26 protein-coding genes and 1 riboswitch are annotated in these 25,860 nt (G+C 69.6%); of the genes, 14 read left to right on the top strand and 12 right to left on the bottom strand.

The window, feature by feature from the left end; genetic code table 11:
• Positions 1-16 precede the first annotated feature (16 nt).
• A complete protein-coding gene (hemL, locus tag Q0Z66_RS02885; RefSeq protein ID WP_298037672.1) occupies positions 17-1,342 on the top strand; it encodes a glutamate-1-semialdehyde 2,1-aminomutase in 1,326 nt (441 codons plus the stop codon).
• 107 nt (positions 1,343-1,449) lie between these two features.
• The gene (locus Q0Z66_RS02880) at positions 1,450-1,899 is read left to right on the top strand and encodes a hypothetical protein (RefSeq protein ID WP_298037534.1); all 450 of its coding nucleotides are present in this window, start codon (positions 1,450-1,452) and stop codon (positions 1,897-1,899) included.
• Between the two features lie 2 nt (positions 1,900-1,901).
• On the opposite strand, the gene Q0Z66_RS02875 is transcribed toward Q0Z66_RS02880, so the two are convergent.
• The gene (locus Q0Z66_RS02875; RefSeq protein ID WP_298037532.1) at positions 1,902-4,085 is read right to left on the bottom strand and encodes an ATP-binding cassette domain-containing protein; all 2,184 of its coding nucleotides are present in this window, start codon (positions 4,083-4,085) and stop codon (positions 1,902-1,904) included.
• 108 nt (positions 4,086-4,193) lie between these two features.
• On the opposite strand from Q0Z66_RS02875, the gene Q0Z66_RS02870 reads away from it, so the two are divergent.
• The 3 genes from Q0Z66_RS02870 to Q0Z66_RS02860 all read left to right on the top strand — a co-directional run bounded on the left by Q0Z66_RS02870 (position 4,194) and on the right by Q0Z66_RS02860 (position 9,128).
• On the top strand, positions 4,194-5,255 hold the full coding sequence (locus Q0Z66_RS02870) for an enoyl-CoA hydratase/isomerase family protein (RefSeq protein ID WP_298037527.1): 1,062 nt from the start codon (positions 4,194-4,196) through the stop codon (positions 5,253-5,255).
• A 115-nt stretch (positions 5,256-5,370) separates the two neighbouring features.
• The gene (locus Q0Z66_RS02865; RefSeq protein ID WP_298037668.1) at positions 5,371-7,098 is read left to right on the top strand and encodes an ABC transporter ATP-binding protein; all 1,728 of its coding nucleotides are present in this window, start codon (positions 5,371-5,373) and stop codon (positions 7,096-7,098) included.
• Entirely contained in the window at positions 7,095-9,128 is a 2,034-nt protein-coding gene (locus Q0Z66_RS02860) for an ABC transporter ATP-binding protein (RefSeq protein ID WP_298037525.1), read from the top strand. Before Q0Z66_RS02865 ends, Q0Z66_RS02860 begins: the two co-directional genes overlap by 4 nt.
• 5 nt (positions 9,129-9,133) lie before the next feature.
• Here Q0Z66_RS02860 and Q0Z66_RS02855 read toward each other — a convergent pair whose 3' ends face one another.
• On the bottom strand, positions 9,134-11,101 hold the full coding sequence (locus Q0Z66_RS02855; protein ID WP_298037523.1) for a D-alanyl-D-alanine carboxypeptidase: 1,968 nt from the start codon (positions 11,099-11,101) through the stop codon (positions 9,134-9,136).
• Positions 11,102-11,170: 69 nt separating this feature from the next.
• Positions 11,171-11,280, top strand: a riboswitch (TPP riboswitch).
• An 11-nt stretch (positions 11,281-11,291) separates the two neighbouring features.
• On the opposite strand from Q0Z66_RS02855, the gene Q0Z66_RS02850 reads away from it, so the two are divergent.
• From Q0Z66_RS02850 to Q0Z66_RS02840, 3 genes are read left to right on the top strand one after another with little or no spacing between them, the layout of a single operon-like run.
• Positions 11,292-11,912: an ECF transporter S component gene (locus Q0Z66_RS02850; RefSeq protein WP_298037520.1), complete on the top strand. Its 621-nt coding sequence runs from the start codon at positions 11,292-11,294 to the stop codon at positions 11,910-11,912.
• 16 nt (positions 11,913-11,928) lie between these two features.
• Complete coding sequence (locus Q0Z66_RS02845) at positions 11,929-13,371, top strand: ABC transporter ATP-binding protein (protein ID WP_298037665.1); 1,443 nt, start codon at positions 11,929-11,931, stop codon at positions 13,369-13,371.
• Entirely contained in the window at positions 13,368-14,159 is a 792-nt protein-coding gene (locus tag Q0Z66_RS02840) for an energy-coupling factor transporter transmembrane protein EcfT (protein ID WP_298037517.1), read from the top strand. The genes Q0Z66_RS02845 and Q0Z66_RS02840 overlap by 4 nt, the downstream gene beginning before the upstream one ends.
• Positions 14,160-14,169: 10 nt before the next feature.
• Here the strand turns inward: Q0Z66_RS02840 and Q0Z66_RS02835 are convergent, their stop codons facing one another.
• On the bottom strand, positions 14,170-14,529 hold the full coding sequence (locus Q0Z66_RS02835) for a DUF488 domain-containing protein (RefSeq protein WP_298037513.1): 360 nt from the start codon (positions 14,527-14,529) through the stop codon (positions 14,170-14,172).
• Positions 14,530-14,628: 99 nt separating this feature from the next.
• Between Q0Z66_RS02835 and Q0Z66_RS02830 the strand changes: the two genes are divergently transcribed.
• Together Q0Z66_RS02830 and Q0Z66_RS02825 are read left to right on the top strand one after the other, a co-directional pair.
• A complete protein-coding gene (locus Q0Z66_RS02830; RefSeq protein WP_298037511.1) occupies positions 14,629-15,381 on the top strand; it encodes an SDR family NAD(P)-dependent oxidoreductase in 753 nt (250 codons plus the stop codon).
• A 26-nt stretch (positions 15,382-15,407) separates the two neighbouring features.
• Positions 15,408-16,241: an NAD(P)-dependent oxidoreductase gene (locus Q0Z66_RS02825; RefSeq protein WP_298037508.1), complete on the top strand. Its 834-nt coding sequence runs from the start codon at positions 15,408-15,410 to the stop codon at positions 16,239-16,241.
• A 33-nt stretch (positions 16,242-16,274) separates the two neighbouring features.
• On the opposite strand, the gene Q0Z66_RS02820 is transcribed toward Q0Z66_RS02825, so the two are convergent.
• Both Q0Z66_RS02820 and Q0Z66_RS02815 read right to left on the bottom strand, forming a co-directional pair.
• On the bottom strand, positions 16,275-16,913 hold the full coding sequence (locus tag Q0Z66_RS02820) for a bifunctional 4-hydroxy-2-oxoglutarate aldolase/2-dehydro-3-deoxy-phosphogluconate aldolase (protein ID WP_298037505.1): 639 nt from the start codon (positions 16,911-16,913) through the stop codon (positions 16,275-16,277).
• A gap of 50 nt (positions 16,914-16,963) precedes the next feature.
• Positions 16,964-17,419, bottom strand: a complete 456-nt coding sequence (locus Q0Z66_RS02815; protein ID WP_298037502.1) for a hypothetical protein — start codon at positions 17,417-17,419, stop codon at positions 16,964-16,966.
• A gap of 61 nt (positions 17,420-17,480) precedes the next feature.
• On the opposite strand from Q0Z66_RS02815, the gene rlmN reads away from it, so the two are divergent.
• Genes rlmN through Q0Z66_RS02800 form a run of 3 tightly spaced genes read left to right on the top strand, consistent with a single transcriptional unit; the run spans position 17,481 to position 21,016 of the window.
• A complete protein-coding gene (gene rlmN, locus Q0Z66_RS02810; protein WP_298037499.1) occupies positions 17,481-18,722 on the top strand; it encodes a 23S rRNA (adenine(2503)-C(2))-methyltransferase RlmN in 1,242 nt (413 codons plus the stop codon).
• A 59-nt stretch (positions 18,723-18,781) separates the two neighbouring features.
• Positions 18,782-20,461 carry a DUF4407 domain-containing protein gene (locus Q0Z66_RS02805; RefSeq protein ID WP_298037497.1) on the top strand — a complete coding sequence of 560 codons (1,680 nt, stop codon included), beginning with the start codon at positions 18,782-18,784 and terminating at the stop codon, positions 20,459-20,461.
• A 36-nt stretch (positions 20,462-20,497) separates the two neighbouring features.
• Complete coding sequence (locus Q0Z66_RS02800) at positions 20,498-21,016, top strand: hypothetical protein (RefSeq protein ID WP_298037494.1); 519 nt, start codon at positions 20,498-20,500, stop codon at positions 21,014-21,016.
• A 4-nt stretch (positions 21,017-21,020) separates the two neighbouring features.
• Here Q0Z66_RS02800 and Q0Z66_RS02795 read toward each other — a convergent pair whose 3' ends face one another.
• Genes Q0Z66_RS02795 through Q0Z66_RS02770 form a run of 6 tightly spaced genes read right to left on the bottom strand, consistent with a single transcriptional unit; the run spans position 21,021 to position 24,809 of the window.
• Positions 21,021-21,527 (bottom strand): ACT domain-containing protein, encoded by a 507-nt coding sequence (locus Q0Z66_RS02795; RefSeq protein ID WP_298037491.1) that lies wholly within the window; start codon positions 21,525-21,527, stop codon positions 21,021-21,023.
• Between the two features lie 48 nt (positions 21,528-21,575).
• A complete protein-coding gene (locus Q0Z66_RS02790) occupies positions 21,576-21,827 on the bottom strand; it encodes a hypothetical protein (protein ID WP_298037489.1) in 252 nt (83 codons plus the stop codon).
• The gene (locus tag Q0Z66_RS02785) at positions 21,820-22,578 is read right to left on the bottom strand and encodes a hypothetical protein (protein WP_298037486.1); all 759 of its coding nucleotides are present in this window, start codon (positions 22,576-22,578) and stop codon (positions 21,820-21,822) included. The genes Q0Z66_RS02790 and Q0Z66_RS02785 overlap by 8 nt, the downstream gene beginning before the upstream one ends.
• A 45-nt stretch (positions 22,579-22,623) precedes the next feature.
• Positions 22,624-23,445, bottom strand: coding sequence for a GntR family transcriptional regulator (locus Q0Z66_RS02780; RefSeq protein ID WP_298037484.1), 822 nt, complete (start codon positions 23,443-23,445; stop codon positions 22,624-22,626).
• Positions 23,446-23,844 carry a D-ribose pyranase gene (rbsD, locus tag Q0Z66_RS02775; RefSeq protein WP_298037481.1) on the bottom strand — a complete coding sequence of 133 codons (399 nt, stop codon included), beginning with the start codon at positions 23,842-23,844 and terminating at the stop codon, positions 23,446-23,448. It lies immediately after the preceding gene.
• A 14-nt stretch (positions 23,845-23,858) separates the two neighbouring features.
• Positions 23,859-24,809, bottom strand: coding sequence for a ribokinase (locus Q0Z66_RS02770; protein ID WP_298037477.1), 951 nt, complete (start codon positions 24,807-24,809; stop codon positions 23,859-23,861).
• Positions 24,810-24,894: 85 nt separating this feature from the next.
• On the opposite strand from Q0Z66_RS02770, the gene Q0Z66_RS02765 reads away from it, so the two are divergent.
• Positions 24,895-25,560, top strand: coding sequence for a transaldolase family protein (locus Q0Z66_RS02765; protein WP_298037475.1), 666 nt, complete (start codon positions 24,895-24,897; stop codon positions 25,558-25,560).
• Between the two features lie 9 nt (positions 25,561-25,569).
• On the opposite strand, the gene Q0Z66_RS02760 is transcribed toward Q0Z66_RS02765, so the two are convergent.
• The coding region (locus Q0Z66_RS02760) for an FCD domain-containing protein (RefSeq protein WP_298037473.1) at positions 25,570-25,860 on the bottom strand (291 nt) is incomplete at its 5' end.

The raw sequence follows: 25,860 nt of genomic DNA, 5'->3' as shown, positions 1-25,860 counted from the left end.
CGTCCGGGAGGCATCCATGATCGACCGCAATGACGACCTGTTCGAGACCGCGCGCGAGGTGACCCCGGGAGGGGTGAACTCGCCGGTGCGCGCCTATGGGTCCGTCGGCGGCACGCCGCGGTTCCTGGCGTCCGCGCAGGGTGCGCGCGTGACGGATGCCTCGGCGAACGAGTACATCGATCTCGTGGCGTCGTGGGGCCCCGCGCTTCTCGGGCACACGCATCCCGAGGTCGTCGAGGCCGTTCAGGAGGCAGCGACGCGCGGCCTCTCCTTCGGCGCCCCGACCGAGGGCGAGGTCGAGCTCGCCCGCACGATCGCCGAGCGCGTGCGTGTGGGAGACCTCGCGCCGGTCGAGAAGGTGCGTCTGGTGTCGACGGGAACCGAGGCGACCATGACGGCGATCCGTCTGGCCCGCGGTGCGACGGGACGCGATCTGCTCGTGAAGTTCGCCGGCCACTACCACGGACACTCCGACGGGCTGCTGGCCGAGGCGGGCTCCGGCGTCGCCACGCTCGCCCTGCCGGGCTCGGCGGGAGTCCCCGCGCCGATCGCCGCTCAGACTCTCGTGATCCCCTACAACGACCGGGCCGCGCTCGAAGCGGTCTTCGCCGAGCACGGTGAGAACATCGCCGCCGTCGTCGTCGAGGCGGCAGCCGCGAACATGGGCGTCGTGGCGCCGGATGCCGGCTTCAACCGCTTCATCGCCGACACCGCGCACGCGCACGGGGCGCTCATGATCCTCGACGAGGTGCTCACGGGCTTCCGGGTGCACCCGGCGGGATTCTGGGGTTTGCAGGCCTCGCTCGGCGAGGAGTACCTGCCCGACATCATCACCTTCGGCAAGGTCGTCGGCGGGGGCATGCCGCTGGCCGCCCTCGGCGGGCGCGCCGAGATCATGGACCACCTCGCTCCCATCGGACCGGTTTACCAGGCAGGCACCCTCTCGGGAAACCCGCTGTCGGTCGCGGCCGGCCTCGCGACCCTGCGTCTGGCCACTCCCGCCGTCTACGCCCGTGTGGATGCTGCGGCAGCCCGTATCGCCGACGCCCTGGACGCCTCGCTGACCGAAGCGGGCGTCGTGCACGCCGTCCCGCGTGCCGGCAGCCTGTTCGGCGTCGTGTTCGCCGCCGAAGCGCCGCGCACCTACGCCGAGGCGTTGGAGCAGGAGGCGTTCCGCTACGCCCCGTTCTTCCACGCGATGCGCGAGCAGGGCGTCGTGCTGCCTCCGAGCGTCTACGAGGCCTGGTTCCTCACTGCGGCGCACGACGACGAGGCGTTGGCCGCGATCGAGGCGGCTCTGCCCGCGGCCGCCCGCGCGGCAGCTGCGGCAACGCGCGACTGAACCGTCCTGCTCGGCTGTCGGGCGCTGTGCGCGTCCGACAGCCGATCGTTGCCCTCCTGTGAGGATCTTGCAGTCCGTTCGCAGGAGCGGACTGGCAGACTGGAAGCATGGTGACGCTGCTCCTGGATCAGACACAGCTCGAGGTTGTGCTCTCCCCGGTCGAGCGGGCTGCGAGCTTCCGTCGCGAGAACCTGCGCATCGTCCGCGAGACGATTGTCAAGGTTCAGCTCACCGATGACCCGTGGACGTGGTTGCGGGGTGCGCCCGGGCCCGGAACCCACCTGCCCGGCCTGCTCGCGGCCGGCACCTGGAAGGGCGCGGCGACGACTGATTTCGTCCTGCTCCGCCGACGCTGGCCGAGTGTCGTCATCGATCTCGAGGGTGATGTGGAGTTCCAGCGGCTGCTCTTCACGACGCGGAACGGGCTCGCTCTGACCCAGGCCCTGCGCCTGGACGTCTCGGAAGAGCTCGTCGATGTCGCCGAGATCGCGCAGACGGGGTCGATCCCGGTTGTTCGCGGGCGTCAGCGGCCCGTCATCCGGCCGCGGCCGGCCTGACCTCAGCGCTGCTCGTCGTCCGAGGAAGACGTGCCGTCGGCGTTCTCGTCGGCATCCGCTGCGAACGCGTTGAAGAACGCGTCGACGGCTGACGGCTCGGCGTCGGTGAGGCTTTCGGGCGCGTTCTCGGCGGTGGGCTCCGTTGTCGCAGGAGCAGGGTCTGCCGCGGGGATCGGCGCGGTCACGATATCGGGGACCACGCTGAAGAGATCGGCCACGTCGAGCGGCTCGTCGTCTGCGGAGAGTGCAGGGGATGCCTCGGCCGGAGGCGTCGCCTCGGCGGGCGTCTCGGCGGTGCGGAACTGCTCGTCGAAGGTGGGCACCGGTGCGAACGAGGGGAACTCACCGAGGACCGGGGCGTCGATCAGCGGACCGGCGGGCGCTGCCACGGGTGCCGCATCGGCGCCTGCGGGCGCTTCTTCGGCAGCGGCTTCGGCTCCCGCCGGAACCTCGTTGCTCTCCGTGCCGGGCACGGTCGCCTCGGCGGGTGCGTCCTGCTCCACCGGGGCGGGAGCGGAGGTCTCGTCCGCCGACGGCTCCGTGACCGAAGCGTCGGGGGCGGGGGCCTCGACTGCGGAGACCGCGGGGGCATCCGCTACGACGGTGTCCTCTGCGGGGACGCCCTCATCCGCGGCGGTGGGCTCAGCAGCGGCCGGCTCCGCCTCGGCGGACGACTCGTCGGAAACAGCCGTGTCACCGGCGGCCTCTTCGACGGTGGACGCGGTCTCAGCCTCCACGGGCTGCGTGCTCTCCTCAGCGGTAGGAGCAGGCTCCGTCTCGGACTCCGCATCCGCGACGGGGAGCTCGGCGTTCTCTGCGACCGGCGTGGCGTTGAAGACGCTGGCCATGGCGGCGAGGCCGGCCAGGCCCGGAAGCGGGCGCTCCTCGACGAGGGCCGCGGCGATGGGCGTCGATGCGAAGAGCTCAGCGGCCGCGGATGCCTCCGTCGCGTCACGCTCGGTCGGCTCCTGGTCGGCGGGCGACGCCTCTTCGACGGTCTCTTCGGCCGTGGCCGGGACCGGAGCAGTCGTCTCCGTGGCGACGGGCGCCACGGGCTTATCGACGGCGGGAGCGACGGGTTCCTCGACGGCGGGAGCGACGGGTTCTTCGACGATGTCCTCGACGGGAGCGAGAACGGTGGCCTCTTCCTCAACGGGGCCAGGCGTCGGAGCATCCTGAACCGGGAAAGCGGGCCGTGGGGCCGCGACGTTCTGCTCGGAGAGCGCGACGGGGTCGTCGTGTTCGGCGATGATCGGCACGGCTGCGGTCGCAGGCGCCGCCGTCGGACGCACGTAGCGGTCGTGGACGAGGTCGAGGAAGACGTCCTCCAGCGTCGGTCCGCGCTGCTGCAGGGTCGACAGGGCGATGCCGGCGTGGGCGGCGAGGTTGCCGATGGACTCCGCATCGCCTCCGCGCACCGTCAGTCCGGAGCGGAGGACTTCGAGCTGGTACCCGGCGCCGCGCAGGATGCGCGAGAGCCCCCGGCGATCGTTGGCATCGACGACGACCGGACCCGTGCGCGGGTCGGCGAGGTCCTCCATCGAACCGGCGAACTTCAGCCGCCCCTGCGCGATCACGAGGATCTCATCGGCGATCTGCTCGACCTCGGACAGCACGTGCGAGGAAACGAGCACCGTGCGCCCCTCGTCGGCGAGGCCGCGGATCAGGGTGCGCATCCAGCGGATGCCCTCGGGATCGAGGCCGTTCGCCGGCTCGTCGAGAACGAGGACGCCCGGGTCGCCCAGAAGCGCGGTCGCCGCGCTCAGACGCTGGCGCATGCCCAGCGACAGGGCTGCGATGCGGGTGTCGGCATCGGAGCCGAGACCCACGAACGAGATGAGCTCGGAGACGCGGCGGACCGGAACACCGTTCGCCTTGGCCGCCGCAGTGAGGTGGCGCTCGACGGTGCGGCGCGGACGGAAGCCCGGGTCTTCGAGCATGGCGCCGATCACACGACCGGGGTTGCGCAGATCCGATACGCGGGTGCCGCCGATCGAGGCGGTGCCGCTCGTCGGACGCTCCAGTCCCAGGAGCATGCGAAGCGTCGTCGTCTTGCCCGCACCGTTCGGACCGAGGAACCCGGTCACGACGCCGGGGTTGACACGGGCGGAGAAGTCCGAGACGGCCGCAACCGCGCCGAAGCGCTTGGTCACGTGGGCGAACTCGATCAGCTGTCCGTGGGGCATCCGGGGCCTTCCTGCGTGTGGGTGCTCTCTATCCTGCCGGAGATTCCGCAGAATCGCGCCTTTGACGAGCGCGGGGCAAGCACTTCGTGCCGCGGTAACGTGGCAGACGTGACTGACATCGACGCGGCATCCACCATTCTGGTTCGCACCGAGGGCTCCCTCGGACGTCTCACCCTCAACCGGCCGCAGGCGATTAACGCCCTCGACATCGGCATGATCCGCGGCCTGTCCGCGGCGCTGGACGCCTGGCGCGACGACGCCGACATCGACATCGTGCTCATCGATGGGGCCGGTGACCGAGGCCTCTGCGCCGGCGGCGATGTCCGTGCTCTTCACGATCAGATCCGGTCCGGGCACCCGGAGCGCACCACCGAGTTCTTCCGTGCCGAGTACGCGCTGAACCTGGCGATTGCCGAGTACCCGAAGCCCGTCGTCGCGATCGCCGACGGCGTGACGATGGGCGGGGGGATCGGCCTCGCCGGGCATGCGGCGATCCGCATCGTGACCGAGCGGAGTCGTCTGGCGATGCCCGAGACGCGCATCGGCTTCACCCCCGACGTCGGCGGCACGTATCTGCTGGGCCGTGCACCGGGTCGGCTCGGCGAGTACCTGGGCCTGACGGGCGGGGTCATGAGCGGGGCGGATGCCGTCTACGCCGGTTTCGCGGATCACTTCGTTCCCTCGCGCCACCTCGATGAACTGCGCGAGGCCCTCGGCAAGCGCGCCGACCCGACGAGCCCCTCCGAGCTCGTTCTGCTGTTCGACGAGACGCCGGAGCAGTCCGGGCTCGTCGAGGACCGGCGCTGGATCGACGAGGTGTTCTCCGCGGATGACGTGCAGAGCATCATGCGTCGTCTGTCCTCGCGGCCCGAGGTCGCGGCATCCGCCGCTGCCGCGACCCTCGCCGAGTTGTCGCCGACGGGACTCGCCGTCACCCTCGAGGCGGTGCGCGAAGCGCGCACCGGAGATCTGCGCGATGCGCTGATCGGGGAGTATCGGCGGGTCATGTGGTTCGTCGAGAACCACCCCGATCTCGTCGAGGGCATCCGCGCTCAGCTGGTCGACAAGGATCGGTCGCCGCGCTGGCAGCCGGCGACGATCGCGGGGCTGAGGGCGGATGCCGCGGCGGGGGCCCGGGCCTTCCGGCCGGCCGTCGCGCTCTTCAGCTGAAAGGGCCGCTCACCTGCGGATCGTTTCGCCCTGAGCGGACCACCGTTCTCAATGTCGGCGGCACGTGGCACGCTGTCTTGTGGTCGGTGCGGCCCATTCCCACAAGGACGCCCTCATGCTCGGAAAGATCCTCGTCCGGTATCTGTCGAAGTACCGGTGGCTCCTGCTCGGTGTCATCGTCTTCCAGTTCGCCAGTGCCCTGGCGACGCTCTACCTGCCGCGTCTGAACGCCGACATCATCGACCGGGGCGTCGCGCAGGCAGACACGGGCTACATCTGGCGCACCGGGTCGTTCATGCTCGTCGTCTCCCTCGGACAGATCATCTGCTCGATCGTGGCGACCTATTTCGCGGCGCGGGCGGCCATGGCCGCCGGGCGCGACATCCGCGCCGATGTCTTCTCGCGCGTCAGCGGGTTCTCCGAGCGGGAGGTCTCGCAGTTCGGCGCGGGATCGCTCATCACCCGCAACACGAACGACGTGCAGCAGGTGCAGATGCTCGCGATGATGGGCGCCACGATGTTCGTCACGGCGCCGTTGCTCGCCATCGGCGGCATCATCATGGCGGTGCAGCAGGACGTGGGGCTCAGTTGGCTGATCGCCGTCTCGGTGCCCGTCCTCCTCATCGTCGCGGTCATCATCATCAGCCGGATGGTTCCCCTGTTCCGACGGAATCAGGCCCAGCTCGACGCCATCAACCGCATCATGCGCGAGCAGCTCACCGGCGTGCGGGTCGTGCGCGCCTTCGTGCGCGAGCGCATCGAGGAGAACCGCTTCCGCGAGGCGAACACCGTCCTCATGGTGCTCGGCCGCAAGATCGGCTCACTGTTCGTGCTGCTGTTCCCGCTGTTCATGCTCATCCTCAACGTGACGGTTGTCGGGGTCATCTGGTTCGGCGGCATCGAGATCAACGCGGGCGCCGTCGAGGTGGGCACGCTGTTCGCCTTCATGCAGTACATCGGTCAGATCATGATGGGCGTGATCATGTCGAGCTTCATGGCGATGATGATCCCGCGGGCCGCCGTCTCTGCCGAGCGCGTCGGCGAGGTGCTCGAGGCCGAATCCTCGATGCGACGTCCGGTCGACGGCATCGTCGATTTCCCCGTCCCCGGTGCGATCGCCCTCGAGTCGGTCGGCTTCACGTACCCCGGGGCGGAGGCGCCCGTGCTCTCCGATGTGTCGTTCCGGGCCGAACCCGGTGAGACCGTCGCGATCGTCGGCTCGACCGGTGCCGGCAAGACCACGCTCATCTCCCTCATCCCTCGACTGTTCGACGCGACCGATGGCACGGTGACCGTGGGCGGCACCGCGGTCGGCGATGCCGATGTCGATGCTTTGTGGCAGAGCATCGGGCTCGTGCCGCAACGGCCCTTCCTGTTCACCGGAACCGTCGCATCCAACCTGCGTTACGGGCGCGAGGAGGCCACGGACGCCGAGCTCTGGCACGCACTCGAGATCGCGCAGGGGCGCGACTTCGTCGAGGCGATGCCCGAGGGGCTCGACTCGCGCATCGCACAGGGCGGAACGAACGTCTCCGGCGGGCAGCGGCAGCGCCTGGCGATCGCGCGGGCCATCGTCCACCGCCCGCGGATCCTCATCTTCGACGACTCCTTCTCCGCCCTCGACCTGACCACCGACGCGCGTCTGAGACAGGCCCTGTGGCGCGAACTGCCCGACGTGACCAAGATCGTCGTCGCGCAGCGGGTCTCGACGATCATCGACGCCGACCGCATCGTCGTGCTCGACGGCGGAACCATGGTGGGGATGGGGCGCCACGGCGAGCTGCTCACGACCAACGAGACCTACCGCGAGATCGTCGAATCGCAGCTGGGGGTGGACGCATGAGCGCCGACGAACAGGCTCCCACGAGCGTGACGACCGGTTCACCGCTCGAGCTGACGGCCGAGGAGCAGTACGAGGCGGAGCTCGCCGAGCAGGCGCGGCTCACCTCCGGAGATTTCGATGCGGTCGCCCCCGGCAAGGCCGACAACTTCGGCAAGAGCTTCGCCCGCATGATCGGGCTCCTCAAGCCGTCCGCGCTGTGGTTCGTCTTCGTCTCGATCCTCGGAGCGCTCGGCGTCGTGCTGACTGTCGCCGCCCCCAAGATCCTCGGCGAGGCGACCAACATCATCTACGAGGGGTTCATCTCGAAGAGCCTCGCCGACAGCGGCGTTCCGGCCGGGCTGCCGCAGGGGCAGGTCGTCGACCTGCTGCGCGCGCAGGGGCAGGACGACTTCGCGAACATGGTCGCGGCCTTCAGCGACTTCCAGGTGGGTGCGGGTGTCGACTTCGAGCGGCTGCGCTGGATCATCATCGCGGTGCTGTCGATCTACATCGGCGCCGCGCTGCTGACCTGGATCCAGGGCTACGTCATCAACGTCATCATGGTGCGCACGATGTGGCGCCTGCGCGAGGACGTCGAGGCGAAGATCAACCGGCTGCCGTTGTCGTACTTCGACAAGGTGCAGCGCGGCGAGCTGATATCCCGCGTCACCAACGACATCGACAACATCACTCAGACGATGCAGCAATCGCTCTCGGGCGCGCTGACCTCGGTGCTGACGGTGATCGGCGTGCTCGTGATGATGTTCTCGATCTCCTGGCAGCTGGCGCTCGTCGCGCTCGTCGCGCTGCCGCTCATGGCCGTCATCTTCGGGATCATCGGACCGCGCTCGCAGAAGGCCTTCGGCATGCAGTGGCGCAAGGTCGGACGCCTCAACGCCCGGGTCGAAGAGGCCTTCTCGGGGCACGCCCTCGTCAAGGTCTACGGCCGCGAGAAGGACGCGCTGGAGAAGTTCCAGATCGAGAACGAGGAGTTGTTCCAGTCGAGCTTCCGGGCGCAGTTCCTGGCCGGCATCATCATGCCCGCCATGACGTTCGTCGGGAGCCTCACCTACGTGGGCATCGCCGTGCTCGGCGGTCTCATGGTCGCCAGCGGTCAGCTGCGGCTCGGCGATGTGCAGGCGTTCATCCAGTACTCGCAGCAGTTCACGCAGCCGCTGTCGGAGCTCGGCGGCATGGCCGCGGTGGTGCAGTCCGGAACGGCCTCGGCCGAGCGGGTCTTCGACTTCCTCGATGCGGATGAGCAGGAGCCGGATGCCGAGGATGCGCCGGCTGTGCCGGAGGGCGACGGCGTCATCGAGTTCGAGAACGTGTCATTCTCGTACAACCCGGATCATCCGCTGATCACCGACCTGTCCTTCCGCGTCGAGCCGGGGCAGACCGTGGCGATCGTGGGCCCCACCGGTGCCGGCAAGACCACGCTGGTGAACCTCATCATGCGCTTCTACGAGCTCGATGGCGGACGGATCCTGCTCGACGGGCAGGACATCTCCGAAACGACGCGCGACGATCTGCGCTCGAGAACCGGAATGGTGCTGCAGGACCCGTGGCTGTTCGCCGGGTCCATCCTCGAGAACATCCGGTACGGCCGCGCGAGTGCGAGCGATGACGAGGTCCTGGCGGCGGCGAAGGCCACCTATGTCGACCGATTCGTGCATGCTCTCCCCGAAGGGTACGAGACGATCCTCGAAGAAGACGCGGCGAACGTGTCTGCCGGCGAGCGACAGCTCATCACGATCGCCCGCGCCTTCGTCTCCCAGCCGTCGATCCTCATCCTCGACGAGGCGACGAGCGCCGTCGACACCCGCACCGAGCTGCTGCTGCAGAACGCGATGGCGGCGCTGCGCGAAGGGCGCACGTCCTTCGTCATCGCGCACCGCCTCTCCACGATCCGAGACGCCGACCTCATCCTCGTGATGGAGCACGGAGACATCGTCGAGAAGGGTTCACACGACGAGCTGATCGCCGCCCGGGGCGCCTACTGGCGGCTCTACCAGTCGCAGTTCGAACAGGCGGCCACCGACCGCCCATAAGGGGATCAGCCGTTCGAGGTGAGGCCGAACAGGTCCAGCGGATGCGTGAGACGCCACCACGGGCTGGGATCGGCGATGTCGTCGCCCAGCGAGACGGCGACCTCGACGGAGTCGACGGGGCCGGTCACGGTCAGCGTTCCGATGCGGTCGCCCGCGGTGCGCTCGTCGCCGAAGTCGAAGGCGACATCCGCGGTCGCGGTCGCAGCGTTCCACAGCACCACCGTGGCATCGGCATCCACACGGACGTCGACGGCGGCACCCCACGGAGTCGTCACCTCGCCGACCACGGTTCCCTCGGTCACCGCGGGCTCGAGCGCGGTCAGTGCCGCCTCGACCTCGGCGAACAGGGTCCGGGTCACCGCGAGACGGGCCGCGTTGTCGTTCTGATTGAGCGCGGAGGCGAACAGGCGCACGGTCGTGTCGCCGACCGCGACGTCCTTCGCGGTGAGCAGGCTCCACCCGACGAGTGTTCCCGTTTTGATGCCGATGACGCCCGCATCGGCGAGCATCCCGTTGGTGTTCTCCACCCGGCCGGCGCCCGGGATATCGGCCGAGGCGGTGCCGACGATCTCCGCGAAAACGGGGTTCTTCATCGCGATCTCGCCCAGGCGCAGCAGCGCTGCGGGCGTGGCGACGTTTCCCTCATCGAAGCCGGAGGGTGTGACGATCGTGATATCGCTGAGGCCGCGATCGGCGAGCCACTCCTTCGCAGCATCGGCAAACTGCTCGTCCGATCCCCACAGCTCGCGGGCCAGGCGGTCGATGTAGTTGTTCGCCGAACCGAGCAGCACGCCCTGGAGCATCTGGTACTCGGTGAGAACACCACCGACGGGAACGTCCAGCGACGACTGGTCGGAGCGGCGGTAATCCCAGTACTCGGCGCTGTCGCGGTACCCGAACGAGAACTCCGGCCCCTGCTCGCCGAGGGCCAGAGGCAGTCGGTCGAGCACCATGAGGCTGCTGACGACCTTCGTGATGCTCGCGATCGATGCGACATCGCCCGTGGACGCCGCCGAGGAGATCCCGGCGATCCCGACGCCGGCGCTGCCGGTGGATGGCCAGGTCGGTGCGGCAGCCGCCGCGGCGATCGTCTGCACCTCGACGGCTTGGATGACCGGGGGCACCTCGTGCAGGGGCCACAGCAGGGTCGTCGCGGAATAGCCGATCGCGAGTGCGGCGAGCGTGCCGATCGGCGCCAGCCAGCGCGGCCGGAGCCAAGCGGGGGCGAAGTGGGCGTCGGCGAGGATGTCCGGTCCGCCGTCCTCGACGTCGGCATCGATGTCTGCCGCACGGGTGCTCGCGGCGACATCGTCCGTCTCGAGCCAGGTCAGCGCGGTGGCCGGACGATCGGCATCCGCCCATCGTGCCACCGGGGGCTCGGGCGCCACCGCTTCCTCGAGGAATTCGTCCACCGGGTCGCCGTCGTCGGAGGCGAAGATGTCGGTGACCGGGGGAGCGGCCGCTTCAGCGGCGAAGAAAGCAGGGACGTCGGCATCCGGCCAGAGCGGGGCCTCCGGAACGACGGGGGCGGGCATGGTGACCGCACCGGTATCGGGAGCTGAGCTCAGATCGTCGACCATCGAGAAGAAGTCCGCCGTGCCGTCGACCTGGTCGCCCAGATCGTAGGGTTCGCCGGTCGATCCGCCCTCGGGCGGAAGAGCGCCGGGGGAGGAGAGATCGAGGTCGTCGAAGTCGACCTCCGGCGTGGAGCGGCGCACGGCCGAGGCGAGGGAGAGGGCAGAGGTGATGACGTCCGGACCGACGCGTCGGGGCCCCGGGGCATCCGCCGCGGGCTCGGTGGCATCCGGCTGGGGAGAGCGGGCGTACCGGGGTGGGACGACCTCGGAATCGGAATCCGCCGAATCGCGGAACGGCAACGCCGGGGTGCTGTCGGCACCCGTCTCTCGCAGGAGCGAGCGACGCGCCCGGCGCGAGAGAGTGCCGGATTCCGGCGTGGCATCGTCAAGGGTCACGTCATAACGCTACCTAATCCGAGGGCATATCGCCTGTCAGCAGGGTGTTCGCGACGTGGGTATGATCGTCAGCACAACCACGGGAGCCCGGAGTGTCGGGCTGAGAGGGAGCGAACCGCGCTTCGACCGTCGAACCTGATCCGGATAATGCCGGCGCAGGGAGGAGCTCATGATGAGTACGTCTACACGCATGTCCGAATCCACCCGGACGGTGACCCGTCGGCCCGAGATCTGGCGCTGGCGCGTCGTCGACATCGTCGTCGCCAGTGTTCTCGGCGTCGCCTGCGGTTTCCTGTTCCTGGCATGGAACGTCGGCTATCTCGGGCCGAAGGCTCTGCTCGAACCGCTCCTGCCGGGGCTCCAGGGCCTTCTCGACGGGCCCTGGCTGATCGCCGGTGTCATCGGCGGGCTCGTGATCCGCAAGGTCGGCGCCGCGATCTACGTCGAGGTCATCGCCGCGGTCGTCTCGGCGCTCGCCGGGGCGCAGTGGGGCGGATTCCTCACGATCGAGGCTGGCCTGGTGCAGGGGCTGGGCGCTGAGATCGTCTTCCTGCTGTTGGCCTACCGGTACTGGTCTCTGCCGGTGGCGATGCTCGCCGGCGCGATGGCGGGCCTGCTCGGCGGCATCAACAACATGATCCTGTGGTTCGCCGGCTCCGGTGCGACGTTCACGGTCATCTATCTCATCAGCGCGGTCGTCTCCGGTGCTCTGCTGGCGGGTGCTCTCGGCTGGACGCTCGTGCGCGGTCTTGCCGCGACGGGCGCGCTCGACCGTTTCGGATCCGGCCGTGAGGCCCGGAAACGCGTCTGACGTGCCAGCGGGTGAGATGCGGCCCGCGGCGGTCGAGGCGCGCGGGTGGGGGTGGCGTCATGCGAGCCGGCTCGCATGGGTGCTCAACGACGTCTCGGCGCGGATCGATCCCGGTGAGCGGGTGCTCGTGCTGGGCGCGTCAGGGGCGGGAAAATCGACCCTGTTGCACGGGCTTGCGGGCGTTCTCGGCGGTGATGACGAGGGAGAGAGCGTCGGGAGCCTGTTGATCGACGGCGAACCGGCGGCAGCTGCGCGCGGACGCGCGGGGTTGGTTCTGCAGGATCCGGATTCGCAGGTGATCCTCGCCCGCGTCGGCGACGACGTCGCCTTCGGATGCGAGAACCTCGGTGTTCCGCGCGAGGAGATCTGGTCGCGGGTGCGGTCGGCCCTGGATGCTGTGGGGCTCGATGTCCCGCTGGATCATCCGACGGCGGCGCTGTCGGGCGGGCAGAAGCAGCGCCTGGCTCTCGCCGGCATCCTCGCGATGCGGCCGGGGCTCGTCCTGCTGGATGAGCCGACGGCGAACCTCGACCCGGCGGGCGTCGTCGAAGTGCGCGATGCCGTCGAACGGATGCTGGAGCGGCACCCCGCGACGCTGATCGTCGTCGAGCACAGACTCGATATCTGGCTGCCGCTCATCACGCGTGTGATCGTCGTGGGAGAGGGCGGAGTGCTCGCCGATGGCACGACCGAAGAGGTTCTCGGTTCTCGGGGTGCGGATCTCGCCGCTGACGGGGTGTGGGTGCCGGGGCATCCTCCCGCGTTTCCCCCTCCTCCGCTGCAGAGCCCCGGGGATGTCCTGCTCAGTGCCCGCGATCTCGGGGTGTCGCGGGTGACGGGGAAGCCGGTCGCATCCGGCATCGACCTCGACATCCGTGCGGGTCATGCCCTCGCGATCACCGGCCCCAACGGCGCGGGCAAATCGACCCTCGGCCTCACGTTGGCGGGGCTCCTGCCGCCCGCGGCGGGGAAGGTCGAGGCATCCGATGAGCTCGCCGCCGGCGCCGGTCCGCGACCGATCCGCTGGGCGTCGCACCAGCTCCTCACACGCATCGGAATGGTCTTCCAGGAGCCCGAGCATCAGCTGCTGGCGAAGACCGTGCGGGAAGAGCTGGCGGTGGGCCCGCGAGCACTGGGGCTCGATGAGGCAGAGATCGTCGCACGCATCGACGAGCTCCTCGACAGGTTGCGCCTGGAACGTCTCGCCGAGGCGAACCCCTACACGCTCTCGGGCGGTGAGAAGCGACGGTTGACCGTCGCGGCCGCCCTCGCGACGCGACCCCGCGTCCTCGTTCTCGACGAACCCACCTTCGGGCAGGATGCCCGCACCTGGGCGGAGCTCGTCGCGATGCTCGCCCGCCTGCGGGATGAGGGCGCGGCCGTGATCACCGTCACGCACGACCCGGACGTCGTCGCGGCGCTGCACGCCGAACGCGTCGAGCTCGGCGGCATCCGGTGACGCTCCTCGCCTCCCGCGCGCGCGGGGGGATCGTCGCGGGCATCAACCCCGTCGCGAAGCTCGGCGTCAGCGCGCTGATCGCGATCCCGCTGATCCTCACGCTCGACATCGTCTCGGCGGCGGTCGCCCTCCTGCTCGAGTGCGTGCTCTTCCTCTTCGTCGGCATCGGCTGGCGCGAGTTCTGGGTGCGCACATGGCCCGTGTGGCTGGCCGCACCCCTGACGGGTGTGACGATCGCCCTCTACGGCGAGACATCGGGGCCGTTGTTCTTCGAATGGTTCGTCGTGCGCATCAGTGAGGGATCGCTCGAGCTGGCCCTCGCGACGATGTTCCGGGTGCTGGCGATCGCCCTGCCCTCGGTCGTGCTGTTCGTCACGGTCGACCCGACCGACCTCGCGGATGGCCTGGCGCAGATCGTGCGGCTCCCGGCCCGCTTCGTGCTCGGCGCGCTCGCCGGGCTGCGCATGGTCGGCCTGTTCCTCGACGACTGGCGGGCCCTCGAACTCGCCCGCCGGGCGCGTGGAGTCGCCGATCGAGGACGCATCCGGCGCTTGCTCGGGATGGTGTTCGCGCTGCTCGTGCTGTCGATCCGGCGCGGTGCGAAGCTCGCGACCGCGATGGAGGCGCGGGGATTCGGCGCCTCAGGACGCCGGACCTGGGCGCGGCCGTCGACGTTCGGCTTCCGGGAATGGATGCTGCTGCTCATCGGCGCCGGAATCTCGGCGATCGCGATCACCGCTGCCGTCATCACCGGGGCGTGGAATCCGATCTTCGGACCGAGCGTCTGACCGGGTCCGCTCACAGCAGCGCGCGCAGCGCCTCCTCCAGCACGACGGCATGGTTGTGCTCGGGATCTCGGGCCCCGTAGATGAGCGTGACCACGGAGTGGCCGCGGATCTCCGCGGCGAGAGCGGCCACGGCATCCGCCGTCTCGTGGGTGAGTTCCGCGCGGTATCGATCGGCGAATTCGCCCCAGGCGTCATCGGAGGCCGCGTGCCAGGCTCTGCGCAGCTCCGGGCTCGGCGCGGTCTCCTTCGCCCACAGATCGATGTGCGCGCGCTCCTTCGACACCCCGCGCGGCCACAGGCGGTCGACGAGCACCCGGAAACCACCGCCATCGGAGGGCGTGTCATAGGCTCGCTTGCGACGCAGATCCATGCCCTCAGCCAACACCCCGACGGAGCATCCCGCCAGAGGGCTGAGACGCAGACCTGCGTATGCTGGGACTGCGTCGCACACTTGTTCAAGGGAGAACGTATGCAGATCCAGGGAACCTCCGCACTCGTCACCGGCGGAGCCTCCGGCCTCGGCCTCGCCACGGCCCGCGCGCTCGCCGCATCCGGGACGCAGGTCGCGATCCTCGACCTGCCCTCATCGCCCGGCGCCGACATCGCGGCGGAGATCGGCGGCACGTTCATCGCGGGCGATGTCACGAACGCCGAGGATGCCGGGGCCGCCGCCACGGCGGCGAACGCGGCGGCGCCGCTGCGCATCGTCGTCAACTGCGCCGGAATCGCCCCGCCCGCGAAGGTGCTCGACCGTGACGGCAATCCCGCCGACCTCGCCGCCTTCGAACGCATCGTGCGCATCAACCTCATCGGCACCTTCAACGTCGTCTCGCAGGCCGCCGCCGTCATGGCGCGCGGTGAGGGACCTGACCGCGGCGTCATCATCAACACGGCATCCGTCGCCGCCTTCGACGGTCAGATCGGCCAGCCCGCCTACTCCGCCTCCAAGGGCGGCGTCCATGCCATGACGTTGCCGATCGCCCGCGAGCTCGCGCGCCACGGCATCCGCGTCTGCACGATCGCCCCGGGAATCATGGAGACGCCCATGCTCGCCGGCCTCCCGGAGGCCGCGCAGGAATCGCTCGGCCAGCAGGTGCCGTACCCCGCGCGTCTCGGTCTCCCCGCCGAATACGCGGCGCTCGTCGAGAGCATCATCGCGAACGACTACCTCAACGGCGAGACCATCCGTCTCGACGGCGCCATCCGCATGGCGCCGAAATGATCCCGACAACGACCGAGGAGAACCTCATGACCACACTCGCCGGCAAGACCATCCTGATGTCGGGCGGCAGTCGCGGCATCGGCCTCGCGATCGCGCTTCGCGCCGCCCGCGATGGTGCGAACATCGCCATGCTCGCGAAGACCGACGCACCGCACCCGAAGCTCGAAGGCACGATCCACACGGCTGCCGGGCAGATCCGGGAAGCCGGAGGGCAGGCGCTGCCGATCGTCGGCGATGTGCGCGACGACAGCGACATCACCGAGGCCGTCATGACGGCGCAGGGCGAGTTCGGCGGCATCGACATCGTCATCAACAACGCCAGCGTCATCGACCTGTCGACCTCGCTCGATCTCGCCGCGAAGAAGTACGACCTCATGCAGGACGTGAACGTTCGGGGCACGTTCATGCTCTCGCGTGCCGCGATCCCGCAGCTGCGCGAGTCCGAGAACCCGCACATCCTGTCGCTGTCGCCGCCTCTGAACCTCAGCCCGCGCTGGCTCGGCGCGCACACGGGCTACACGATGGCGAAGTACGGCATGACGATGGCGACGCTGGGCCTCGCCGCCGAGTTCGCCGATGCCGGGGTCGCGGCGAACACCCTGTGGCCGCGCACGACGATCGCGACCGCCGCGGTGCAGAACCTGCTCGGCGGCGACCGGGTGATGGCCGCCAGCCGCACACCGGAGATCTACGCGGATGCCGCCTATGCCGTGATCACGGCGCCCGCGTCCGCGCGGACCGGGCAGACGCTCATCGTGGAGGACGTGCTCGAGGCCGCGGGCGTGACGGACTTCTCCGGCTATGCCGCGGTTCCGGGAACGCCCGACGACCGGTTGTTCCCGGACATCTTCCTGGACTGAGCGGGCCGGTCTGAGCCGGGCGGAGCGCCCGGCTCAACCGCGCGCGGCGGTGAGGGCGTCGGCGAAGCGTGCGGCGCGGCGGGTGATGTCGTCCCAGTCGGATGCCCGGATGGATGCCGTGTTCGCCAGATCGCCGCCCGCGCCGACGGCCACGGCTCCCGCGGCGAACCAGTCGGGGAGGTTCTCGGGGCTCACGCCACCGGTCGGCATGAGCGGGGCATCCGGGAAGGGGCCGCGCAGCGCGCCCAGGTAGCCGGGTCCGCCCAAGGAGGCGGGGAAGATCTTGACGACGTCGACGCCGAGCGCGAGCGCGGTCATCACCTCGGTCGGGGTCATGGCGCCGGTCATCACGGTGCGGCCGGTGTCGATCATGGCGCGGGTGAGATCGGGCAGGGTTCCCGGGCTGACGAGGAACTCCGCGCCGGCGTCGGCTGCGGCCTCGGCCTGTTCGATCGTGGTGACGGTTCCGGCGCCGATCACGGCGGCATCGCCGTGGCGGGCGATCAGTTCGCGGATCACGGCGGGGGCGTCGGGGGTGGAGTAGGTGACCTCGATGCCGGGGATGCCCCCGCGGATGATCGCTTCGGCCGTGTCGAGGGCGATCTCAGGAGAAGGTGCGCGCAGGACGGCGAGGACGCCGGTTTCGCGGACGCGGGCGAGACGGTCGGTCATGGGACTCCTTCATCGGGGTGCGGTCCCATTCTGGCGAGGCCAGCCTGTAATTACAAGCTTGGGCGCCAGGCGTCGATACGGTCCTTGGCCTGCTTGAGCCCGAGTCCGGTGTTCTCGCGCAGAACCTTGATCGCCTCGATGTGCCGTCCCGCATCGAGCAGCCGGTCGATCTCCGCGGATGCCTCGGGGGAGGGAACGGTGCTCGGCAGCGTCATCGGGGCGGCGGGAAGACCGGATGCCTGGCGATCGACGGCCTGCTTGGCATCCAGCATCCCGGCGCCGGTCTGCTCGCGGACGAGCTTCACCGCCTCGATCTGCTTGCCCTCCGCCAGCAGCTGCCGCACACGCTCCTCGGTATCGGCCGACAGCGTGGTCACCGCCTGCGTCGCGGCGGACTTCAACCGCGGGATGCGTCGACGCGCCGCGGAGGCGAGGACCGCGGCGACGACCAGCAGCAGCAGAGCGATCACGAGCACGATGACGGCGAGCAGAATGAGCGCTTCCATCCCGCCAGCGTAGTCGGCGGCTCCAGCATCCTCTCACCCGTCACCGCGTACCCTGGAAGGTATGACTGAGCCGACCCGCATCCGTTCCACGGGGCCCGCCACCACCCAGGTGCGACCGCGCACGGAGGGGTGGACCCAGAAGAAGGACGAGTCCGGTCGTCCGCTGCTGCAGTTCGCGAGCCCGAAGCGCGGCAAGCCGCCCGTGCACCTCGCCGACCTGACGCCCGCTGAGCGCGTCGAGAAGGTGAAGGAGCTGGGGCTTCCCGGCTTCCGCGCCAAGCAGCTCGCGACCCACTACTTCACGCACTACACGTCCGACCCGGCCGAGATGACCGACCTGCCCTCCGCGCAGCGCGACGAGCTCGTCGCCGGCATGCTGCCGACGCTGCTCACCGAGGTGCGTCGTGTCGAGACCGACAAGGGCGACACGATCAAGTTCCTGTGGCGCCTGCACGACGGCGCGCTCGTCGAATCCGTGCTCATGCGCTACCCGGGCCGCATCACGCTGTGCGTGTCGAGCCAGGCCGGATGCGGCATGAACTGCCCGTTCTGCGCCACCGGACAGGCGGGCCTCACCCGCAACATGTCGACCGCCGAGATCATCGAGCAGATCGTGCGCGCCAACCGGCTCATCGCCGAGGGCGGCCTCGGCGGCAAGAAGTCCGACGACCACTCCATGGAGCGCGTCTCGAACATCGTCTTCATGGGCATGGGTGAACCCCTGGCCAACTACAAGCGCGTCATGGATGCTGTGCGCATCATGGTCGCCCCGCAGCCCGAGGGCCTCGGGATGAGCGCCCGCGGCATCACCGTGTCGACGGTCGGCCTCGTGCCCGCCATCAAGAAGCTCGCCGATGAGAACATCCCGGTGACCTTCGCCCTGTCCCTGCATGCGCCCGACGACACGCTGCGCGACGAGCTCATCCCGGTGAACTCGCGCTGGAAGGTCGACGAGGCGCTGGATGCCGCCTACGAGTACTACGCGAAGACGGGGCGTCGCGTCTCGATCGAGTACGCGCTCATCAAGGACATGAACGATCACGCCTGGCGTGCGGACCTGCTGGCCGAGAAGCTCAACCAGCGCGGACGCGGCTGGGTGCATGTGAACCCGATCCCGCTGAACCCGACCCCCGAGTCGGTGTGGACCTCGTCGACCCGCGAGGTCACGAACGAGTTCGTGCGTCGTCTGAACGACGCGGGCGTTCCGACGACCCTCCGTGACACCCGCGGCAAGGAGATCGACGGGGCGTGCGGCCAGCTGGTCGCCACGACCGAGGACGAAGCCGCCGCGGCAGCGCTGTGACAGCGGCGCCAGCAGGCGCTTGCACGTTTCATACAGGCGGAATTTCGTAAGTTAGAAGGATGCCGTATTCCGCTCACCGCCCGGGACGTTTCGACTCGCAGGGCAACATGTTGCTCGACGGATCCCCGGAAACCCCGGAGGAGGAGCTCGAATTCATCCGTGAATACCGTCCCACCGGGTCGGAGAACATGGATGCTGAGCCCGCGGTTCCCGCGGGAGCCTCGCAGCTGCTCGCCCCGATGCCGTTCGTCGACTTCTCGGTCGCCGGGACGGTCGATGCGCTCGCACCTGCCGCGCCGCCCGCGAACATGACCTCCACCATGGCGTTGCCGGTGACCCCGGTCCCCGCGCAGCCCATGCCCGAGGCGCAGCCGGCTGCCGCAGCATCCGCACCGGCATCGCCCCGCGCCTCCGCACCTGCGGCTCCTGCCGCCCCTGCTCAGCCCCAACGCATCTCGCCGCTCACCGGTGGCCCCGTCGCCGCGCCCCGCTACGACGATGACGAGGACTACGCCCCGTCGCGCCCGGGCGGCCTCCGCGGTCGTCTGCGCACGCTCGCGATCCTCGGCGGCGCCGACGGCGAGGTGATCGACGCCGTGCCGCTGGAGACGACCCGCTACGTGCAGATGTTCTTCGTGCTCGCCGGCACCGCACTGGTCTCGGCGATCTCGATGCTGTTCGCCCTGTCGACCGGAGCCGGTGCGTCCCTGTGGATCGCTGCACCTCTGGCCGTCGTGTGGCTGTTCATCATCTTCAACCTCGACCGCTTCCTCACCTCGACCATGGGCTCGACCACGAAGGTTCTCAAGCTCATCGGCCTCGCAATTCCGCGAATCGTGATGGCCGTCATCATCGGCTTCGTCGTCGCCGAGCCGCTCGTGCTGCAGATCTTCAACAACGACATCGCCCAGGAAGTCGCCACCTCGAACATCTCCCAGTCGCTCGAAGACCAGGAGGCCCTCGACTCCGGCCCCGAGAAGAGCGCGCTGGATGCTGCGACCGAACGACTGAACGCGCTCGAGAACCAGGCGGCGACCGGTATCGTCACCGGCACCGACCCGATGTCCGCGGGTCAGGCGGCTGCGCAGTCGACCGTCGACGGTCTGACGCAGAAGCTGGCGGATCAGCAGCTCGTCATCGACCAGGCCCGCGCGCTCTACCAGTGCGAGCTGACCGGTGAAGGCGTCGGCGAGGTCCCGGGCTGCACCGGGCTATCGGGCGAGGGGGCGAGCTCCGATGCCGCGAAGGCTCAGCTCGCGCAGGCCCAGCAGTCGTACGACGCACTCGCCGGGCAGCTGCGCACCGCGAACGAGGGCCTCGAGTCGGCCAGTGCTTCCGCGAAGGACGTCGCGGCGTCCTCGGAGCAGCAGAACCGCGAACTGGCCGAGCAGCAGCTGCCCGCCGCCCGTGAGACCCATGAAGCCGCGCTCGCGGCCTACAACGCCCGGGCCGACTCGGTCGCCCAGGGCAACGCCGGAGCGACCGGTCTGCTCAGCCAGATCACCGCGCTGAACGCGCTCTCCGAGCGCGAGCCGACGATTCTCTGGGCGCACTGGCTGATCGCTGCGCTGTTCTTCATGATCGAGCTGCTGCCCGTGCTCGTGAAGGTTCTCACCAGCTACGGCGAGAAGACCCTCTACGAGCGAGCCGCGCAGGTGCGCAAGGAGGTCGCCCTCGACCGCGTGACCGCCGAGGGCTTCCGTGAGCGCGCGGCGATCGTCAACGGAACCGGGGCCTGAGGCGCTTTCCCGACCCAGCGGGGTAGGGTGCCCGGCATGACTGCATCGCATCGTCGCCCCACCCTGTTGATCGCCGTTCTCGGAGTCGTGGCGGTCTGCGCCTATGCGGTGGCCGCCGCAGTCCAGATCCTCGTGCTGAATCCGCTCGCCGCGGTCCCGGGCGCGACGATCGAGGACATCCGTGGGCGGATGGCGGCGGCGAATGAGACTCCGGGTACCGGTGGCGTGGTGTTCTTCCTCGGGATCGGTGTGCTGGTGACGCTCATCACGGCCATCGTGTGCGTCGTCCTGGCCGCACCGCCCCTCGCGACGGCGTCCGCGATGCTCGTGCTCGTGATGCTTGGAGCGCCGGGTTATTTCGTCGCCTCGTTCGGCCCGGGCATGGCGCTCGCCGACACCTTCTGGATCGCGGGCGGCGACCATTCGCCGGGCGGGGCGTACCTCGCGGGCGTCAGCGCTCTCGCCGGGATCGCGGCCATCGTGATCGGCGCGGTCACCGTCCTGCGTGCACGGCGAGAGGCTCAGGACATCGCCCCGGCCGCGGCGGCGGCCTGATCGCTCAGTCGAGCGTGATGTCGACCTGCAGCTCGGCCGTCAGCCGTTCGAGGTCGGCGCGAATCGCCGAGAGATCCGTGGACTCCGGGACCGTCGCCGAGACGGTCGCCTCGAAGAGACGGCCGCCGGCCATTGCCGCGTCCCGCGTCTCGGTCAGCATGTCCTGGATGCTGAGATCGTGCCCGCGCAGCACCGCCGAGACCTCGCGCACGATGCCGGGGCGGTCATTGCCGAGCACCTGAAGCGTGATCGGACGCTCGGCGGGCGTCGCGGCATCCGCACCCGTGTGCACCGCGATCGTGAGCAGCCCGTCGAGCGTGCGCAGCGCACCGGCGAGAGCCGTCTCATGCTCGGGTGTGATGGAGATCTGGATGACGCCGGCGAAGACTCCGGCTATCTCGGCGAGCTGACTGTTCTCCCAGTTGCCGCCGTGCGCATCGACGACATCGGCGACGGCGGCGACGAGGCCGGGACGATCGGATCCGGCGACGGTGAGGATCAGAGTGGTCATGCGGTCAGCGTAGCCGGGCCGGGGCTCAAGCGCACCGGTCGGAGCGGATCAGCCTTCGAGATGTGCGTCGGCTGTGGTCGAGGGTGCGGCAGCCTCGGTGCCGTACGCGTTCTCCACCGCGACCGCGGCGACGGCGATCGCGCCCACGATCGCGGCGATGAGCACCGCCACGGCCCAGCGGCGCTTCTTCTTCTGCGGCCGGATCACGGGTGCCGGCCGGGTGAGGGGTCCGGGGGCCGGGCCCTCGCGGTCGGAGAAATCTGTCAGCGGAGGGACGCTCTGGTGCTGCTCATCACTCATCCGTGTACCCGCCTTCTCCCGTCTCGCCATCGTATTCGAACGTGCGGTCGGACAGCACGATCTTCACGCTGCTCCCGAGCGGCTGCTCGGCGAGCAGAGCATCCTCGAGGCGCATCATCTCGGTCTCGTATCGGGCGGCCGTCGCCGCATCCACGCCCCAGATCGTCGCGACCTTCATATCGGTGAGGAGGTAGAGGAACGCCGTGACGGCGGTCTCGTTGCGCTCGGTCTGGGGGATGCTGTCCCAGAGGGACCCGTCGCTGCGGGCCCGCTTGTAGTCCTCGATCGTGGTCTCGAGCCTGTCGGCGATCTCCGCACCGGCGAGAGCATCGTCCTCACCGTCGGAGATCGGATTCCCACCCGCGGACGGGGCGGTGCTGGGAAGCGGCTCGGCAGTCGACGGGAACACCGGTGCGGGCATCGGCTCGGGCGATGCCGTCAGCACGGAGGCGACCATCGCGGCGACGAGCGCGATCGCGATCACGACCACCGAGAGCACGCTGATCAGGATGATGACCAGTGCACGCTTGTTCCCGCCCGAGGGCGAAGTCGGCGGAGCAGAGTACGGCGACACCGGATAGCCGCCGTATCCGGGAGGAGGGGCGGATGCCGTCGCATAGGGCGGCAGCGCCGGGCCGGTGCCCGCTGCCGGAGGAACGGGGGGAGCCGCCGGCGCGCTCGGAGGAGCAGCGGAGACCAGAGGCGGCGCCAATTCGATCGGGGGAGTGTCCGGCACTCGTTCGTCCGTCATCAGCGTCCCTCCCGAATGACCCGTTCTCGTGCGCGCGGGTCGGCCTCAGACAGAAACTGTACCGGCCCGCGAGGTCATGCCGCTCCCGTCGACGTGCAGCAGCGACGCCTGGGACTGCTCCTGCCGCAGCTGGAACTCGAACCGGGAGCGGTCTCCGCGGTGCAGAGCGATGAAGTACTCGATCGGGGTGCCGTGGGCATCGCGGCTCGTGCTGCGCAGCCGAAGAAGCGCAGAACCGGTGCTCACGCCCAGCTGCCGTGCCTGTTCGTGCGTGGCGACCGTCGCCTCGGCCGAACGTACGCCATCCGTCGCGGTGATGCCGTGCTCGGCGAGCAGCCGGTACAGCGATGACTCCGACAGGTCGACGCCCAGGGTGACCTCGCCGACCTGTTCCGGCATCCATGTCGTCGAATACGACCACGGCTCGCCCTCGACGTGGCGCAGGCGCTCGAGCGCGATCACCGGGGAGCCCACCGGGATCTCGAGCGCCTCGGCGACGTCGGACGTCGCCTTCTCGCGCTCATGGCGCAGGATATCGCTGTGCACATGGCCACCGCGGCGCTCGACATCGTCGTACAGGCCGATGAGCGTGTGCACGAGGGACTCGGCCGTGCGCGGCCGTGAGACGAACGTGCCCTTGCCCTTGACGCGCTCGACGAGCCCCTCGTGCTCGAGCTGGGCGAGAGCCTGACGCACGACCGTGCGCGAGATGCCGTAGCGCTCGCACAGGCTGTGCTCGCTCGGCAACGGGTCACCCGGCTGCAGTCCGTCGCGCTCGATGCTGTCGACGATCAGCTGGCGCAGCTGGTCGTACATGGGAGCGGCCGAGCGCCGATCGATGCCGCCCTCGGAGGTTGACTCGGACATTTAGTAGGCCACACCCGCGTGCAGGATGACATTCGCGTAGGGCGTGAATTCACCTGAACGTACGAAAGCGCGTGCCGCATGGGTGCGCCTCTTGAAATCGACGTGCGGGACCAGCTCGATCGTGATGCCGGGCAGTCGCTCGCGCAGCGCCTCGAGGACCTCGGGACTGTGCTCGGCGACTTCGGCCGACACCGTCGCACCCTCGACGACCATCTCTGCGAGCACCGTGTCGAGCACATCGAAGAAGGCCGGGGCTCCCGGACGGTAGGCGAGATCGATGCGTTCCGAGCCGGGCGGGATCGGCAGTCCGGCATCCGTGACGACGATGAGGTCGGTGTGCCCCGTCTCGCTGATCACGCGGGAGAGGGTCGGGTTGATCGTGGTGGATGTCTTGCGCATCGTTCTCCTCCGGATCAGACGGCCGCGCGGGAGGCGCGGAAGGCATCGACGTCGCCGCGCAGCGGCAGGCTGGGCGAGGCGCCCTGCTTCGTGACGGTGAGTGCGCCGGCGGCCGTGGCCAGACGCACGGCATCTCCCAGCGAGGCGCCGTTCGCGAGCGCCGAACCGAGATAGCCGGCGTAGGCATCGCCCGCCGCGGTCGTATCGACGGCCTCGACCCGCAGCGGAGGGATGATCTCGGTGCCTTCGGCCGTGACGACGCACGACCCCTGCTCGGCGAGGGTGATGACCGCGGCGGCCACCCCCTGCTCGAGGAACCAGCGGCCGGCCTGCTCGGCGCTGGCCGCATCCGTGACGGTGATGCCGCTGAGGACGGACGCCTCGGTCTCGTTCGGGGTGACGATGTCGATCGTCTGCCACACCTCGGAGGGAAGAGGCGCGGCGGGTGCCGGATCGAGGATCACGGTCATGCCGTGCTCGCGGCCGCGAGCGGTGATGTGCGCGGTGAGCGCTGACGGCGTCTCGAGCTGGGTCAGCAGCACCGAGGTGGTCGGGGCGAGCTCGGCCAGGGCCGCGTCGATCTGCTCGGTGCTCAGGTGGGCGTTGGCCAGCGGCACCATGACGATGTCGTTCTGCGCCGATGCATCGACGCGGATGTGCGCGATTCCGGTGGGGCCCGGCACGGTGCGCAGATGCGTGATGTCGACGCCCGCACTCGTGAGGCCGTCGACGATGAGGTCGTGGAAGAGGTCGTCGCCGACGCAGCCGACGAAGCTCGTGCGGGCTCCGGCGCGGCCGGCGGCGACCGCCTGGTTGGCGCCCTTGCCGCCGAGGAAGAGCGTGAACTGGTCCCCGAGGATCGTCTCGCCGCGTGCGGGAAGGCGCTGGGAGAAAGTGGTCACATCGGCCGTCACGCTTCCGACGATGACGACGCCGGTGCGGGCGGCAGCGGGCGAATCGGTCATGGGGCTCCTTTGACTTGGCCGAGTCCTGTCATTACATTAGCCGAATCCGTACCTGTAACGACAGGTTGTCCCCAGGAGTCATCCCATGTCTGAACCCCGTGCCCCGCGCCTCTACGTCGACAGCGCCGATCTCGACCGCGTCGGCCGCCTCCTCAGCGCCGGCGTCGTCCACGGCGTCACCACCAACCCCACGATCCTCGAGCGCGGTGGACGCACCGCCGCCGAGATCCCCGAGCTCTACGCCCGCTGGGAATCCGAGGGCGCCCGCGAGATCTTCTTTCAGACCTGGGGCACGACCCGCGACGAGCTGCTGCGCAACGCCGAGGGCATCCGTGCACTCGGAGACCGGGTGGCCGTGAAGGTCCCCGCCACGAGCGCCGGGTTCGCCGCGGCATCCGCCCTCGTCGCCGACGGCGCCAGCGTGCTCATCACCGCCGTCTACTCCGTCGGGCAGGCGCTCGCCGCGGCCGGCATCGGCGCGCGCTACATCGCGCCCTACCTCGGGCGCCTGCGCGATGCCGGCGTCGACGGCGAAACGCTCATCACGCGAATGCAGGCGGTGTGCGCCGACAGCGCCACCGACGTGCTCGCCGCCAGCCTGCGCACCCCCGAAGACATCGTGGCCCTGCGTCTGGCAGGCATCCCGTTCTTCACCGCCGCACCGGATGTGCTCGACGCGCTCCTCCACGACCCCGTCAGCGACAGCTCGGCTGCCGAGTTCGACGCCGCCATGGCGCGGATCGGGGCCTGACGCTGCGGCTCAGGCCGAAGCATCCTCCGGCGGCGTCGTACCGGCCGCCGCAGCCTGGCGCAACCACCGCTCGACACCCGCGATGTGCGCGGTGGCCAGCGAGGTCGCCAGGTTCGGGTCGTGCTGAGCGATCGCATCGGCGATCGCGCGATGCTCGGAAAGCGTGCGCTCCACGGCGTTCTGCTCGGTGAGGCCGCGCCAGACGCGTGCGCGCACCGTCTGACTGCTGAGGCTCTCGATGAGGCTCGCGAGATAGGCGTTGCCGGTCATCCGCACGATCTCGCGGTGGAAGCGGATGTC

It is taken from the genome of uncultured Microbacterium sp. (assembly GCF_947632095.1).
Classification (GTDB): Bacteria; Actinomycetota; Actinomycetes; order Actinomycetales; family Microbacteriaceae; genus Microbacterium.
This window is presented reverse-complemented; position numbering and strand designations above follow the sequence as displayed.